This is a genomic window from Pasteurella oralis (assembly GCF_042681465.1).
Taxonomy (GTDB): domain Bacteria; phylum Pseudomonadota; class Gammaproteobacteria; order Enterobacterales; family Pasteurellaceae; genus Pasteurella; species Pasteurella oralis.
Window position 1 is genome coordinate 139,739 of the sequence record NZ_JBHUFP010000009.1, and the last position, 12,250, is coordinate 151,988.

22 protein-coding genes are annotated in these 12,250 nt (G+C 36.5%); 15 read left to right on the plus strand and 7 right to left on the minus strand.

The features are described 5' to 3' along the window. Nucleotides 1-192: 192 nt before the first annotated feature. Nucleotides 193-366, plus strand: coding sequence for a hypothetical protein (locus ACFSAV_RS07335; RefSeq protein WP_379097940.1), 174 nt, complete (start codon nt 193-195; stop codon nt 364-366). On the opposite strand, the gene ACFSAV_RS07340 is transcribed toward ACFSAV_RS07335, so the two are convergent. The 5 genes from ACFSAV_RS07340 to ACFSAV_RS07360 all read right to left on the minus strand — a co-directional run bounded on the left by ACFSAV_RS07340 (nt 353) and on the right by ACFSAV_RS07360 (nt 3,281). Further along, complete coding sequence (locus ACFSAV_RS07340; RefSeq protein ID WP_379097942.1) at nt 353-529, minus strand: hypothetical protein; 177 nt, start codon at nt 527-529, stop codon at nt 353-355. The genes ACFSAV_RS07335 and ACFSAV_RS07340 overlap by 14 nt on opposite strands. Before the next feature lie 12 nt (nt 530-541). Continuing rightward, a complete protein-coding gene (locus tag ACFSAV_RS07345; protein ID WP_379097945.1) occupies nt 542-772 on the minus strand; it encodes a hypothetical protein in 231 nt (76 codons plus the stop codon). Nucleotides 773-1,217: 445 nt separating this feature from the next. Next, a complete protein-coding gene (locus ACFSAV_RS07350; RefSeq protein ID WP_379097947.1) occupies nt 1,218-1,652 on the minus strand; it encodes a hypothetical protein in 435 nt (144 codons plus the stop codon). A gap of 14 nt (nt 1,653-1,666) precedes the next feature. Beyond that, nucleotides 1,667-2,542, minus strand: coding sequence for a hypothetical protein (locus ACFSAV_RS07355; protein ID WP_379097950.1), 876 nt, complete (start codon nt 2,540-2,542; stop codon nt 1,667-1,669). Nucleotides 2,543-2,594: 52 nt separating this feature from the next. Then, nucleotides 2,595-3,281: an XRE family transcriptional regulator gene (locus ACFSAV_RS07360; RefSeq protein WP_014391464.1), complete on the minus strand. Its 687-nt coding sequence runs from the start codon at nt 3,279-3,281 to the stop codon at nt 2,595-2,597. A 127-nt stretch (nt 3,282-3,408) separates the two neighbouring features. Between ACFSAV_RS07360 and ACFSAV_RS07365 the strand changes: the two genes are divergently transcribed. The 8 genes from ACFSAV_RS07365 to ACFSAV_RS07400 all read left to right on the plus strand — a co-directional run bounded on the left by ACFSAV_RS07365 (nt 3,409) and on the right by ACFSAV_RS07400 (nt 7,933). Next, nucleotides 3,409-3,618: a helix-turn-helix transcriptional regulator gene (locus tag ACFSAV_RS07365; protein ID WP_005720263.1), complete on the plus strand. Its 210-nt coding sequence runs from the start codon at nt 3,409-3,411 to the stop codon at nt 3,616-3,618. A gap of 73 nt (nt 3,619-3,691) precedes the next feature. Further along, entirely contained in the window at nt 3,692-4,120 is a 429-nt protein-coding gene (locus ACFSAV_RS07370; RefSeq protein WP_379097954.1) for a phage regulatory CII family protein, read from the plus strand. Between the two features lie 238 nt (nt 4,121-4,358). After that, entirely contained in the window at nt 4,359-4,589 is a 231-nt protein-coding gene (locus ACFSAV_RS07375; protein ID WP_250190664.1) for a helix-turn-helix domain-containing protein, read from the plus strand. Nucleotide 4,590: 1 nt separating this feature from the next. Further along, nucleotides 4,591-4,725: a hypothetical protein gene (locus ACFSAV_RS07380; protein WP_255313092.1), complete on the plus strand. Its 135-nt coding sequence runs from the start codon at nt 4,591-4,593 to the stop codon at nt 4,723-4,725. Then, a complete protein-coding gene (locus ACFSAV_RS07385; protein WP_379097958.1) occupies nt 4,706-5,566 on the plus strand; it encodes a hypothetical protein in 861 nt (286 codons plus the stop codon). Before ACFSAV_RS07380 ends, ACFSAV_RS07385 begins: the two co-directional genes overlap by 20 nt. After that, nucleotides 5,563-6,927 carry a replicative DNA helicase gene (locus ACFSAV_RS07390; RefSeq protein WP_379097961.1) on the plus strand — a complete coding sequence of 455 codons (1,365 nt, stop codon included), beginning with the start codon at nt 5,563-5,565 and terminating at the stop codon, nt 6,925-6,927. Before ACFSAV_RS07385 ends, ACFSAV_RS07390 begins: the two co-directional genes overlap by 4 nt. Then, nucleotides 6,924-7,463 carry an MT-A70 family methyltransferase gene (locus tag ACFSAV_RS07395; RefSeq protein WP_379097964.1) on the plus strand — a complete coding sequence of 180 codons (540 nt, stop codon included), beginning with the start codon at nt 6,924-6,926 and terminating at the stop codon, nt 7,461-7,463. The genes ACFSAV_RS07390 and ACFSAV_RS07395 overlap by 4 nt, the downstream gene beginning before the upstream one ends. A gap of 2 nt (nt 7,464-7,465) precedes the next feature. Further along, nucleotides 7,466-7,933: a recombination protein NinB gene (locus ACFSAV_RS07400; RefSeq protein WP_379097967.1), complete on the plus strand. Its 468-nt coding sequence runs from the start codon at nt 7,466-7,468 to the stop codon at nt 7,931-7,933. A gap of 32 nt (nt 7,934-7,965) precedes the next feature. On the opposite strand, the gene ACFSAV_RS07405 is transcribed toward ACFSAV_RS07400, so the two are convergent. Beyond that, on the minus strand, nt 7,966-8,625 hold the full coding sequence (locus ACFSAV_RS07405; RefSeq protein ID WP_379097970.1) for a KilA-N domain-containing protein: 660 nt from the start codon (nt 8,623-8,625) through the stop codon (nt 7,966-7,968). Between the two features lie 286 nt (nt 8,626-8,911). On the opposite strand from ACFSAV_RS07405, the gene ACFSAV_RS07410 reads away from it, so the two are divergent. Together ACFSAV_RS07410 and ACFSAV_RS07415 are read left to right on the plus strand one after the other, a co-directional pair. Continuing rightward, nucleotides 8,912-9,496 carry a recombination protein NinG gene (locus ACFSAV_RS07410; RefSeq protein ID WP_379097972.1) on the plus strand — a complete coding sequence of 195 codons (585 nt, stop codon included), beginning with the start codon at nt 8,912-8,914 and terminating at the stop codon, nt 9,494-9,496. Further along, nucleotides 9,493-9,996: an antiterminator Q family protein gene (locus tag ACFSAV_RS07415; protein WP_379097975.1), complete on the plus strand. Its 504-nt coding sequence runs from the start codon at nt 9,493-9,495 to the stop codon at nt 9,994-9,996. The genes ACFSAV_RS07410 and ACFSAV_RS07415 overlap by 4 nt, the downstream gene beginning before the upstream one ends. 118 nt (nt 9,997-10,114) lie before the next feature. On the opposite strand, the gene ACFSAV_RS07420 is transcribed toward ACFSAV_RS07415, so the two are convergent. Further along, a complete protein-coding gene (locus ACFSAV_RS07420; RefSeq protein ID WP_379097978.1) occupies nt 10,115-10,672 on the minus strand; it encodes a hypothetical protein in 558 nt (185 codons plus the stop codon). Nucleotides 10,673-10,788: 116 nt separating this feature from the next. On the opposite strand from ACFSAV_RS07420, the gene ACFSAV_RS07425 reads away from it, so the two are divergent. Genes ACFSAV_RS07425 through lysC form a run of 4 tightly spaced genes read left to right on the plus strand, consistent with a single transcriptional unit; the run spans nt 10,789 to nt 12,095 of the window. After that, nucleotides 10,789-11,085, plus strand: coding sequence for a hypothetical protein (locus ACFSAV_RS07425; RefSeq protein WP_081273045.1), 297 nt, complete (start codon nt 10,789-10,791; stop codon nt 11,083-11,085). Continuing rightward, complete coding sequence (locus tag ACFSAV_RS07430; protein WP_379097981.1) at nt 11,082-11,612, plus strand: lysozyme; 531 nt, start codon at nt 11,082-11,084, stop codon at nt 11,610-11,612. Before ACFSAV_RS07425 ends, ACFSAV_RS07430 begins: the two co-directional genes overlap by 4 nt. Continuing rightward, complete coding sequence (locus ACFSAV_RS07435) at nt 11,585-11,908, plus strand: DUF2570 family protein (RefSeq protein ID WP_379097984.1); 324 nt, start codon at nt 11,585-11,587, stop codon at nt 11,906-11,908. The genes ACFSAV_RS07430 and ACFSAV_RS07435 overlap by 28 nt, the downstream gene beginning before the upstream one ends. Further along, the gene (lysC, locus tag ACFSAV_RS07440; RefSeq protein ID WP_379097987.1) at nt 11,814-12,095 is read left to right on the plus strand and encodes an Rz1-like lysis system protein LysC; all 282 of its coding nucleotides are present in this window, start codon (nt 11,814-11,816) and stop codon (nt 12,093-12,095) included. Before ACFSAV_RS07435 ends, lysC begins: the two co-directional genes overlap by 95 nt. The last annotated feature ends 155 nt before the right edge of the window (nt 12,096-12,250 follow it).

Here is a 12,250-nt window from a genome sequence, read left to right on the forward strand (position 1 = left end):
TACAAAAAAAGCCGTTTTAAACGGCTTGTAGTGCGGTTATCTTAATCCGAAAGAGCGGTGGGTGTCAATGCGGTTTTTTTAACGAGAACCACAAAACTCGCCCTTACTTGTCACCACAACACATAAGGAATTGATTTTATTTTGTGCTAACTGTATATTTTTAATACCACAACACAAAATAAGGATTAAATTATGGAACATTTTTCTTTTAAAGATGCATTATCTTTAGCTTTTCAGTCAGCCTCCTCCGATCATTATTTAACAATACAAAATAGAACCCTTAGAAAAAAACGCCTCAAAGAGTTATTTGATATTGCAGAAGAGATTTATGAGGAAGCAAAAAAACGTGGACTTAAGACAGATTGATTTTCTTATATGCTTCAATGAGCGAAGCAGCAAGTTCTTCTGGCAAGAAGCTTGTGCTTCGGCTTGCACTCTCTAAAACCGTTTGGAAAATTTGCTCTTTAACTTCTTCAGGCAGTTTGTTTTTGTTTTCTTCAGCTTCAATAACAATAATTACTACTTTCATATTTATATCCTTTTATCTGATTAATTCTCTACAACCCAATCTACGTTTCTGTACAGCTCTTACTGTATTAACGCCAAGTTTCCCTTTATTGCAGTTATAATTCGCAATATTGCTTAATTTCTTAGCCTTAACTGGAACATCAATCAACGCCTTATTAACTCTATTAGGCATTTTTTTAGCAGTTAATTTCGATTGTTTTTCAGCAATGCGTTTAGCCTGTTTTAGCATTTTCGATACTTTCATATCTTGCTCCTTTCTCTCTCATTTGAAAGCGTATTCTTATTATTTAAATGCGCTTTTAAGTGAATCTTGATTTATGTCGCTAGCACGTGGAGGTCTTAATCAAGTAACCTTAATCCACTTAACCAAATTGTGTCGCAATCACAGACTACTTAATCAATAAGACTATATTTGATTAACTTGTGATATGTAGATTTTTAAAGAGCGTGAGATGTGTATCTCGTTTTAATGTGTTTATTAAACACTATTTGTGTTTATTTGTAAACATGTTAAACACATTTATTTTAAATAAATTGTGTTTTCTTGTGTTAATTGTGTGATTATAAAAGAAAAATATTTTTGAGATTTTTTGATTAATTGCTGAATTTGTGAGCTATGTCACAGAAAAGAGATGAGGGGGGGAATTTCAGGTAAAGAAAAACCGCCTTAGATAAGGCGGTTTATAGAATTAGTCTAAATTTCTAAATGTTAATTTTAATCTCTTGAACATATCAGTAATCAGCATAAGCATGCTATACATAAAGATAAAAGAAGTGCAAATTAATAAATAATTTAATAATTCACCAGAAAATAACAAACAGGTATAACTAAGTAGCATTGTTATGCTGAATCCTGCTATTAGATAGCCAAGATGATCTATTATTTCAGAGTACATGCCATTTTTTCTCATTTTTTTTATAAGTGGATTTTCCGTGATTGTAACTAAAATAGCGACTATTGCAAAAATGAATCCTATTAGCGTTGCTGATATAGAGAACAGGTTATTGCTTAACTCATGAGTTTCATCAAGAGTAAAACCAGCAAAGGAGCCACTTTGCCATAAATAAAAATGCACACCAAAACTAACAACAAACGCTATTTTCTTCCAATGTTTAATGTGCATTTTTATCTCCTTAGCTACTCCTCATCATCAAGGTACTCTTTTAGTATATCATTGTGTTTTTCTTTCATGTTATGAATTTCTGAAAAAATTTTTTGGGGTTCAACTTCTTCTCTTGATAATGCTTGAATTGAAAATCTATCTTTTAATACATTATGAATTAAGTCTATAGGTTGCTCCATATCTTTGAGTTTTACTTTCAACATGCTCGTTCTGTCGAGATTAAGAAGTGTCTTTACATGATTCCAGGCATCTGGTAACAAACCGTTTCTTGAATAAAGAATAACCCTTTGAGTTACTACGCCAAGCTCTTTCATTTCATCAAATTGCTCTTGAACCCAAGGATCTTCACCATCTCTTGGTTTTTTGCTTCTAGGTCTGGAAATTTTATATTCTATTTGAGTTAGTGGTGTATTTCTGTTATTTGGATAAAAATCTTCTGCTCCAATTTCAGTTATTGTTATTTGATGGACTTTTTTATCACTTGATATTTGCTGGGTCAAGTTTGTAATGTAACTTTCAAAATTTCTTATATTCCCATATAGAGAAGAGTTATGGTATATTAATACTTCTTTTTCTCTCCCATAAAATAGTTTGAAGTAATTTCTTTCTATAATAGATTCATCATCTTCAAGATTTATAAGTTCTTCTTTGCCTGTCTTTTTATTTCCTTTATGGAAGAGATCTTCTCTAAATGTTGAAAAATAACCAGATATTGAATTATCAAAATCTGAATTATCAGAAAAAATATGTATTCTTCGCACATAATTTCCTATTGTTACTACTGGCATTGAATCATCTTTAAAATGGCTCACTAAATCTCTAAATTTAAAACTATTATTTGAACAAACAGAATAGAATCTAACATTGAAGTTATGTCTTTTTAATGTCATATTTTTCCTTAAATTAAAATCCCTAATCACAAAGCACAGACCACCAGAAGACCTACAACAAAACCGAATACCAAAATACTTTCCCAATCACTACAATTTCATCTAGGTTTACTATTTCATCTGGGTATGATGTTGAGTTAAAACTTCTGATCAATACTTGCTCATTTGGCATTTTGTTTAAAATTTTAATGCGTAATAATCCGCCGTGATTGATTGCATAGATATTGTTATCACGAATAACTTTATTCCCCATATCTACACCAACAGTTGCTCCATCTGGGATTGCAGGTTCCATTGAGTCACCTTCTGCCACAACACAGACTGCATTTTCATATTGCACACCTTGTCTACGTAATGTTGCTTTAGAAAAGCGCAATTTAAAATTGTTGTAGTCCATGATGTCATCTGCAAATCCATTACCAGCAGCAAGCCTAATATCTTGTAAAAATGGTACTTCGATATCTTCGTCATGCAGTGGGGTATTGCGATCCCATAAATCAAATGAGCCAATATCTTTCACATTGGATTCTACTTTTCCTTGATCGCCATATTTCAGCCAATCAAGAGTCACGCCAAGTCCCTCAGCTATTTTTCCTAGAATGTAATCATCCATCTCACGAGTGCCTGCCTCGTAATTACCAATTCTGGATTGGTTCCACCCTATACGCTCACCTAGTTTTGCTTGGCTAAGTCTTAATTCGAGTCTCTTTGACTTAATTCTGTCGATAATTTTGCTCATAAAAACACCTCTTTTGAATTATATAACACATAGCGTGTTTATATAAGTGTTAAAACAAGTTGCTATTTGTGTTTGGTCGTGTTTATAATAAACACGAAATTTGTGTTTAATGTGTTAAGGATATTGTATGAATAACTTACAAAAATACAGAAAGGAGACAGGCTTATCTCAAGCTAAATTCGCAAAAGAGATGGGCTGGAAACAGTCAAGAATTGGCAATTATGAAGCTCGGGTAAGAACGCCAACACTTTTTAATGCGAAAGCGATTGTTAGAAAACTAAACGAGCTAGGCGTTAATTGCTCATTAGATGACATTTTCCCTTCTGTTCAAAACTAACTTACCAACTAACTAAAAAACAATCTTCAAGAAAAAAGGAAAAATTTTCATGAATAGCAAAGAGATACAGAGATTGTTACACCGAGATTGTAAGAATAGTTCAGGCGGTATTACTTCTCTTGCTTATACGTTAGAGAAGTCGCCAAACCTTCTTGGCAACAAACTCAACGTGGATTGCGAACAGAATCAATTGAGCTTTATCGAAGCGATTGAATTAATCGCCACCGTTCAAAGCAAGAAAACGATCTCAGCAATAGCGGCACAAATCGATCACATTGTTGTGCCGATGCCTAGATGTAGTGAGTGTGGTCAAGATGTGCTTTCTCGATTTCTAGACATCGCGGAATCAAGCGGAAAAGTCGGAAAAGAGATTAAAAATTCTGTCAAGACTGATTCGGAACTTGGGCGTGATTTATCTCAACGTGAAAAACAAAGAATCTTAGCAGAAGTGGAACAATTAATTGAGCAAGCTATTTGCTTAAAAATGGAGTTAGCGCAATGAACTCAGAAGAATTTATCACCAAACAATTGCGTCTCTTCCTATCGCAGGGGGGGGGTAGATGTGATAACAGCTAATGAAATTATTTCTACCTGCATTCAAGAGTACCGTCAGCGCAGCTCATTTAAACCAGATGTAATGACGTACTTGCTGGATAAGGCTAAGAGATTGGCGAGAAAAAAGAAGAAAGGCAAATAAAAAACCACTGCGGCAACAGTGGCTAATTATGGAAAAAAATACTATGGAAAATATTAATTTAAACGAAAACGAAAGTAAAGCACAAAGTGCGCAAATTTTAAAAGCGTTAAAAAATGGCGAGAAATTAACGCACTTAGATGCAGAGAGACGTTTCAACTGCCTACGTCTTGGCGCACGTATTCATGAGCTTAAAAAGCGTGGTTATGAAATCAAATCTCAAATGATTACAGTTCCAAGCGGTAAACGAGTAGCCCAGTATTCGATGGTGGTGTGATATGGAGAGATTCAACAGACCTGTTCGGGTGGATGAATTACTAGAATATTGTGTAGATGGATTATTAGAGCGTTGGGACTATCAGGCAGAAGATAAACAGAGTGGAGAGGTAGAGGATGAGCAAGCTATTAATTAATGAACAACCATTACAAGTTATCCCTAGTCTTGCCGTTGCTATTGGCTTGAATGAGGCGATCTTTGTTCAGCAATTGCATTATTTTCTCAATATCAGCAATCACAAATACGAAGACCGTACTTGGATATATAACACTATTGATGAATGGTGCGAAGTATTTCCTTTTTGGTCGAAAAAAACAATACAAAGAACGATTAAAAGACTTGAAGAAATGGGTTTGATTTTATCTACAAACAAATTGAATAAAATGAAAATGGATAAAACAAAATGGTACTCAATTGCTTATGAAAAAATTGAAGAATTGACTAGTCAAAATGACCAGATGCGATGTGACCAAAACGGTTCATCCATGAGGTCAAAATGGGATGATCGATATAGTCAAAATGACCAGATGTCATGTGGTCAAAATGACCATACCAATAACCATAAGAATAAAGAGATCTATACACAAGATATACCCCTTACCCCTACGGGTGAATCAGCTAACGCTGATGGTGACGGTGGGAAAGTTCTTGAAAATAAAAAATCACCAAATATTGATTACTCAGGAATAGCACAAGCATACAACGACTGTGTTCGTGATACTGACAGAAATCTACCAATGATTGCAGATCCAAAAAATCTTAGCGACTCAAGAAAACGAAAGATTAGAAGACTTGCTAGCGTCATGAAAAAACGCTTTGGTTCTTGTGATGCAGAAACATTTAAAAATTATTTCTTGGATTTTATGTACTCAGCAAGACCGTTTTACTTTGGCGAGAATGATCGTGGCTGGCGTGCTGATTTTGAATATATCGTGAGGGAAAAAGTTATGGATAAAACAATCGAGGGTGCGCTATGAAAAACACAACGTATGACCTTGAATACAGTTTAATTGGTTCGTTTCTTGCTGGTGGATTAACTGCTCAAGCTCGTGAAGTGATGACATGGTTGGAGCCTGAAATGTTCGCTACTTATCAACTTGGTTCAATGTATAACAACATTCGTAAACAAGCACGCAAAGATAACGTGATCGATATTATTTTACTACACCAAGATTTTGGCGAAGACTTCGCCAACTTGGCAGAAATTGTGAAAAACACAATTACACCCGCGAATCTTACTGGTTATGCGCATAAAGTGCGGTCATTTTGGGTTAATCGCACTGCACAAAAAACCATGCTTGAAATGGCTGCAAAACTATCTCAAGCAAGAGACGAACAGGCAGAAAAAATCACAGAAAAAGCACTTTCTGAAATGCAAAAGCTTTTAAGCAGTAAAGTTGAAGTTAAGCCTGTCGTCATGGGGGAATTGGTTGATGAATATATTGACGTCTTAGAAAAACGCAGTAAACAAGATTTCAATTCAAGACTTCTTCATACAGGTATTGAGGCTGTAGATAACATTTTAGGCGGTATTAATCCGACTGATATCGTTATTATCGCTGGTCGCCCTGGCATGGGTAAAACAGAGTTTGCTTTAACACTCACTCGCAATATTGCAGAGCAAAAAGGCGCAGTCTTATTTTTTAGCTTAGAAATGGCTAATCAACAATTGATGGACCGCATTTTAAGTGCCAATGCAAATGTTCCAGTTAGAAAACTCCGCAATCCAAATTGCATGGATCAAACTGAATTTGGTCGAGTCGGTGATGGGCTAGGGAAAATTAAAGATCATCACATTTACTTTGTCGATCGTGGTGGTTTATCAGCAAATGAGATTGTATCTATCACAGAAAGTCATTTAAGCAATACAGGACCACTTTCCGCAATCTGTATTGACTATCTTGGATTAATGAATCACGGCTCGCTTAAAAGTGCGAATAAGAGCCAATTAATTGAGGATTCATTAAGTACGCTTAAAACGTTCGCTAAAAACTTTAATGTACCAATCATTTTACTAAGTCAACTAAACCGTGAGGTTGATTCTCGTGGTGATAGACGTCCTCAGAACTCTGATTTAAGAGATAGCGGTTCAATCGAACAGGATGCCAGCCAAATCATTATGCTTTACAGAGAAAAGGCATACAAAAAAGACAGTGATAACGATTATTCAGAGGCAATTATCACTAAAAATCGTTTTGGTGAACTTGGAACGGCTTATATGAAGTTTGATAAAGGGCATTTTGTAGATTGCGATCAAGCGTTGGCATATCAATTTACTAATGAAAAGCCAGTGCAGCAGATGGAATTCAAGAATTATGCTCGTAGAGGTGCTGCATGAGTATTCAATTTAACACAGACAAAAAATATCAAATCATCTACGCCGACCCGCCGTGGAATTATTCAAATAAAGCTAGCAATGGTGCGGCAACAAATCATTACAGCACGATGACGTTTAGTGAGATTAAGTCAATACCAGTGAGCGAGATAGCAGATAAAGATTGCATTTTATTTCTGTGGGCTACGTTTCCACTTCTCGACAAAGCGTTAGAAGCAATCAAGGCGTGGGGGTTTGAGTATAAAACGATAGGGTTTAACTGGGTTAAGACTAACAAGAAACAGACTAATACCTACTTCTTTGGCTGTGGTAACTGGACTCGCGCGAATAGTGAAGTGTGCTTGATTGCAACGAGAGGAAAGCCAAAACGAGTAAATGCGAGCGTTTCACAAGTTGTTGTTGAACCAGTTCAACATCATAGCAAAAAGCCTGACGTTGTGCGTGAAAAGATTGTGGAATTGATGGGCGACTTGCCACGCATTGAATTGTTCGCGCGCAATACTACTGATGGTTGGGATGTCTGGGGAAATGAGGTCTAGTCATGGAAATTAAAAACCAATTCTTCTTACGTTCAGAACAAGTACGGTTAAATGCGATTGAATTCATTAAAACGTTACCTTTACCAAAAATCGTAAAAGACGAGAAAGGTAATGAGATAGAAACAAATCCATTAGTGATTGATATTAAGCCAAGAACACGCAACCTCGAGCAAAACGCCAAATTCCATGCGATGTGTCAAGACGTTGCAAGCCAGCTTGAGTTTATGGGACGTAAGCTAACGATGGAACAATGGAAAGTGCTGTTTATTTCAGGTCATGCGATGGCTACCAATGAAAAAGCAGACGTTGTACCAGGTCTAGAGGGTGAGTTTGTCAATATCCGCGAAAGCTCAGCAAGAATGAGTGTTAAGCGCATGGCAAGCTTAATTGAGTATGTGACGGCTTACGGTGTAAGTCATGGTGTTAGATTTAACGATAGACACGGATTTTGGGGTAGTAACCGCACTTGATTTCTCAAAGTGCGGTTGGTTTTTGAGGAGTTTTAATCGTGAATTTGGTTGTAGATTACTGCGTTCTTATCGAAATTACGAACGTGTTCTAGCACTCGCCAATTGTTATGACTTACGCATTTAAATTCTTTTGTTATGCGATTAATAGTGTCATTTGAATTTTGTACTAAGTGATAGTAATCCACACCGCAACCATATGCTTCTACTGCGAAATGCGAGCCTAATTTTTGCAATGGAGAATAAAGTTTGCGTAGTGTTTCAGTACAACGACTAAATGCAAACCAAGCCCAAGCAAGTTGTTGTAGTTCGTATTCAGTAAATGAGAATGTATATTTCTTTTCAGGTTCAGGCAAAGCGAGCTGTTGGGGTTTTACTTCACCTCTGTGCATTGCTAAAAAGGCTCTTAAGACAATTAAGTGGAATTTAGGACTAATCCACATTGCATAAGATAAAACTAATTCTTCGCAAGCGTATGTTCCGCCTTGAGAGCCGCGAATTATTTTAAATGTACAGATCTGTACATTTGAATTTTCGTTATTAATAACTGTGATTAGTTCTTTAGTCTGATCTAAGCGTAAGAAATGAGAAGGGCGATGTTTTTCTTCACCACCACTAAGACGGTGTAAATCAGTTAATGAATAAAGGTCATTTAAAGTACGGATTGAATTATTAAGAATGGTTAAGTTAGACATAATTTTTCCTTTGGATATTTTTCAAATTTTCCACTTTTCAGAGTGGTGTCGAGAGGCTGAAAAACCGTCCAAAGTTCGGCTGGAGTTATTTCCCGAAGGTATTGTATTCCTCGCCCTCTCGACATTGATTCTTATATACCGTTTTTGCCTAAATTTGTTGATAGAGAAAAAGAAGCACGAAATTTAGATACAAAAAAACCGCATAGGATTTCGGTTGCGGATTACCGCTCTGGATTTAGGTTTTCAGACCTGTTAGGAATATTAATTAAGCAGGAAATATTTGTCAATGGTTAATTTAAATAAGCCCAAAGAACACAGATGCAAGGTCTGTGATAACTACTTTGTGAAAAGCAAGTCAACACAGAAAGTCTGTTCAGTTGATTGTGCTATCAAACTAAGTAAAGAAGAGGCAAGAAAGAAACGTGAAAAAATCCAGAAAGCTGAACGTGTAGAAACAGCAAAGCGAATGAGAGCAAGAAAAGAAGCGTTAAAAACAAGAAGGGATTGGTTAAACGATTTACAAAAGATTTTTAATAAATTCATTAGATTACGAGATAGAGATGAGCCTTGTATTAGTTGCTGTCGTTATCATCAAGGGCAATGGCATGCTGGGCATTATAAAACAGTCGGTTCATCACCAGAGCTAAGATTTGATGAAAAAAACGTCCATAAACAATGCTCTGCCTGTAATAACCATAAAAGTGGAAATGTTACAGAATACAGAATCAACCTCATTAGAAAGATTGGTGTTGAAGAAGTAGAAAGGTTAGAGAGAAAAGACCATCCACCACTAAAACTCACAAACGACGAAATCAAAGCAAAGATTGCGCTGTACAAAAACAAAATTAAAGAATTAGAGGGCGGGGAATGAAATTTAGTGAATTAAAATTAACACAAGAACAAGAATATTTTGTTGACAAGTGGATGGATATGTGGGGCAACTGGATTAGAACTGAACGGTTTGATAAAACACAATTTAATATCATTGGTAGATTAATGCAGAGTGTAACGCCAGCAGAACCAAGCGAGGCCATATGTGATGATGAAACAGGTATGATGATAAGTGAAGTAGTAGATCAGTTCTTCACGAAAAACGATAAGGCACTTCGCTTTATTGTGTTCTCGTATTATGTAAACAAATGCACTATAAATAAAATCGCGGTAACTTTGAGAAATAACAGCGATGAAGTGCCGATGCAACCTTGTGCTGGCAAGTCTAAAATTAGAGTACCAAGTCTAAAAACATTTAAACGAAACGTAGAGAAGGAGCTAAAACTAGCAAAAGCCATAATTCACGAACTTCTTGTAAAAGGCTTTCTAATTCTGCGAAATTGTAGCGAATGTGTCGATAATGTAAAAATTAAGTATTGACAAGCTTGTCACCTTGTCCTATTATTTTATTGTAAGGTGGTCGTAGTGTAAGTATGATTCACCAAATGAATTTTAATAGCCCTGTTCAGAAATGGACGGGGTTTTTTATTGGTGATGATTATGGAATTACAAGATGCTTCATTAGAAAAATACGAACATAGTTGTAAAGCAGGTCGCACTCATGAAACTCCCGAGATGCAATCTCCATGTATATCAAATTGCGTTCTTTATCGTCGTAATAAGAGAATGGGCGATATTCCCAGTGAATTCTCCGTGACGTTTCCCGCACAAGAATATCTGGATTAACATTTAGTTTGTCTGACTGTTTATATAACCAATCAAGAAAGAGTTTATCTATCTGTGATATAAATTCAATATTGTTTGCGGTTATAACATCTCTAAATGAAAATTCCAGATATGTAAATATGCCAGAATTATCATTAGCTTGCCAATTTGCGCATCCGAGGGTCATATATGGGCTATCCTTGCCGTTCATATCTATAATGATTTGCTTTAATTCTGGGAGATTTTCTGTTTCGAGAATATTTTCTATTAACTCAGGATTGTTCACTAAATCCATACCTCCTGCGTTCGGCGTGTAATTTATGGCGTTATTATCACCTTTATCGCTACGAAATGGATAATTGTAATAACTACTTTTAACTGATAATTCCATGTTAAACCTCTGCTAGTTTATTTGTTGGGGAACAGTATTCTAGCAGAAATTCTAACCAAGCCTAGTCTTAACGGACTGGGCTTTTTTATTACCCCAAAGGCAAGGGGGTGGAGATTATGAAAATGAAAGATGCTGGGACGCAATCATATATCTGGTCGGGATTTAGTGGCTTACTTGCTTGGCTAGGCGATCAACAAAACTTGATGATGGTTAGTCTTGCGATCGGTATTGTTACCGCTCTCGTTAACTTATCCTCAAAATTTCATGAGCGAAGAGTGCGAATTAGAGAAGAAGCAAGAAAACTCAAAACGAGAGAAGAAGAAAGAAAAATTAGAATTCGTGACGAAGAGCGAAAAGAAGAACTTCACCGGCTACATGTGCAACGATTGAGAAAAGGGCTTGATATAGAATGAAACACGCTAAGAAGATAACGGCTTGTTCTGTAGCAATGATTATCACTGTTGTCATGTCCAATCACTCAACTGAGATTCGCACCGGTGAGCGTGGACTAGAAATTATTGGTAATGCTGAAGGTTGCGCACGTGAACCATATAAATGTCCTGCTGATGTTCTAACCGTTGGTGTTGGCTCCACGGAATTAAGCGGACTACCGATCGAGCGTAAAAGATATTCAGACGAAGAGATAGCGAAACGCTGGGTAAATGACATCAAAGTGGCTGAAAAATGCGTTAATAACTGGGCAAGTGGAAAGAACTTACCGCAAAGTACATTTGAGGCAGCGGTATCAATCACATTTAATGTTGGATGTTCTAAGCTGAAATATTCTACGTTATTTAAACACGCAAAAAATGGCGATATTCAAGCAATGTGCGATCAATTTCCACGCTGGAAATACGCCAACGGTAAAGTATTACATGGACTTGAAATTCGCAGACAAAAGGAACGTGAGCTATGTTTAGCCGACTTACACAAATCTTGATCATCGTAATTTTGGGCTTGTGTGTCGCGTTGTGGTTCCAGTTCCAATCTATTTCTAACTTAAAAGCCAAAAACACCATTCAAGCCCAAACCATTTCACTACAGGGCGAAAGTATCAAAAAGCTCAAACAGCAAGAAGAAATAAACAGACAACTCACACTCGAAATAAGCAGACTTGAGAGTGAGTCTAGGAGTAAATCAGATGATGCAATCAATTCTATTTCACATGATGAAAAGAGCACTGACGCTTTTAATGCTCGCGCTCCTCGTTCTATTGTTGACTTCTTGCGCCAGTAAACCCGTAGCGCAAGTGTGCCCAAGTATTCCAGCCGCACTTCTCGCACACTTAGATAAAACAGGATTCACAGGTAGCACTTACGGCGATGTGTCGAGATATGCAGTTATTTTAAAGCGTGAGCGTGACGTATGTCTTAATCGTGTAGATAAGATAAGAGAGTGGCAAACAGAAAATGCACAGAATTAAAAGAGTTCACGTGATACCCCCCTTTGCCTTAATCAAGTATTATACACACATATACACACAAGTCAAGTATTTTAAAAAAGGATTAACCACTATGCCAAAAAAAGACGAGGTTAAATCCACGTCTAAAGGGCGTGGTGAAAACTAAATTCACGGAT

What these genes read in the sequence shown, in the direction of transcription:
- ACFSAV_RS07335 (WP_379097940.1), top strand. Translation starts at nt 193, where the DNA reads ATGGAACATTTTTCTTTTAAAGATGCATTATCTTTAGCTTTTCAGTCA.
- ACFSAV_RS07340 (WP_379097942.1), bottom strand. Translation starts at nt 529, where the DNA reads ATGAAAGTAGTAATTATTGTTATTGAAGCTGAAGAAAACAAAAACAAA.
- ACFSAV_RS07345 (WP_379097945.1), bottom strand. Translation starts at nt 772, where the DNA reads ATGAAAGTATCGAAAATGCTAAAACAGGCTAAACGCATTGCTGAAAAA.
- ACFSAV_RS07350 (WP_379097947.1), bottom strand. Translation starts at nt 1,652, where the DNA reads ATGCACATTAAACATTGGAAGAAAATAGCGTTTGTTGTTAGTTTTGGT.
- ACFSAV_RS07355 (WP_379097950.1), bottom strand. Translation starts at nt 2,542, where the DNA reads ATGACATTAAAAAGACATAACTTCAATGTTAGATTCTATTCTGTTTGT.
- ACFSAV_RS07360 (WP_014391464.1), bottom strand. Translation starts at nt 3,281, where the DNA reads ATGAGCAAAATTATCGACAGAATTAAGTCAAAGAGACTCGAATTAAGA.
- ACFSAV_RS07365 (WP_005720263.1), top strand. Translation starts at nt 3,409, where the DNA reads ATGAATAACTTACAAAAATACAGAAAGGAGACAGGCTTATCTCAAGCT.
- ACFSAV_RS07375 (WP_250190664.1), top strand. Translation starts at nt 4,359, where the DNA reads ATGGAAAATATTAATTTAAACGAAAACGAAAGTAAAGCACAAAGTGCG.
- ACFSAV_RS07380 (WP_255313092.1), top strand. Translation starts at nt 4,591, where the DNA reads ATGGAGAGATTCAACAGACCTGTTCGGGTGGATGAATTACTAGAATAT.
- ACFSAV_RS07385 (WP_379097958.1), top strand. Translation starts at nt 4,706, where the DNA reads ATGAGCAAGCTATTAATTAATGAACAACCATTACAAGTTATCCCTAGT.
- ACFSAV_RS07390 (WP_379097961.1), top strand. Translation starts at nt 5,563, where the DNA reads ATGAAAAACACAACGTATGACCTTGAATACAGTTTAATTGGTTCGTTT.
- ACFSAV_RS07395 (WP_379097964.1), top strand. Translation starts at nt 6,924, where the DNA reads ATGAGTATTCAATTTAACACAGACAAAAAATATCAAATCATCTACGCC.
- ACFSAV_RS07400 (WP_379097967.1), top strand. Translation starts at nt 7,466, where the DNA reads ATGGAAATTAAAAACCAATTCTTCTTACGTTCAGAACAAGTACGGTTA.
- ACFSAV_RS07405 (WP_379097970.1), bottom strand. Translation starts at nt 8,625, where the DNA reads ATGTCTAACTTAACCATTCTTAATAATTCAATCCGTACTTTAAATGAC.
- ACFSAV_RS07410 (WP_379097972.1), top strand. Translation starts at nt 8,912, where the DNA reads ATGGTTAATTTAAATAAGCCCAAAGAACACAGATGCAAGGTCTGTGAT.
- ACFSAV_RS07415 (WP_379097975.1), top strand. Translation starts at nt 9,493, where the DNA reads ATGAAATTTAGTGAATTAAAATTAACACAAGAACAAGAATATTTTGTT.
- ACFSAV_RS07420 (WP_379097978.1), bottom strand. Translation starts at nt 10,672, where the DNA reads ATGGAATTATCAGTTAAAAGTAGTTATTACAATTATCCATTTCGTAGC.
- ACFSAV_RS07425 (WP_081273045.1), top strand. Translation starts at nt 10,789, where the DNA reads ATGAAAATGAAAGATGCTGGGACGCAATCATATATCTGGTCGGGATTT.
- ACFSAV_RS07430 (WP_379097981.1), top strand. Translation starts at nt 11,082, where the DNA reads ATGAAACACGCTAAGAAGATAACGGCTTGTTCTGTAGCAATGATTATC.
- ACFSAV_RS07435 (WP_379097984.1), top strand. Translation starts at nt 11,585, where the DNA reads ATGTTTAGCCGACTTACACAAATCTTGATCATCGTAATTTTGGGCTTG.
- lysC (WP_379097987.1), top strand. Translation starts at nt 11,814, where the DNA reads ATGATGCAATCAATTCTATTTCACATGATGAAAAGAGCACTGACGCTT.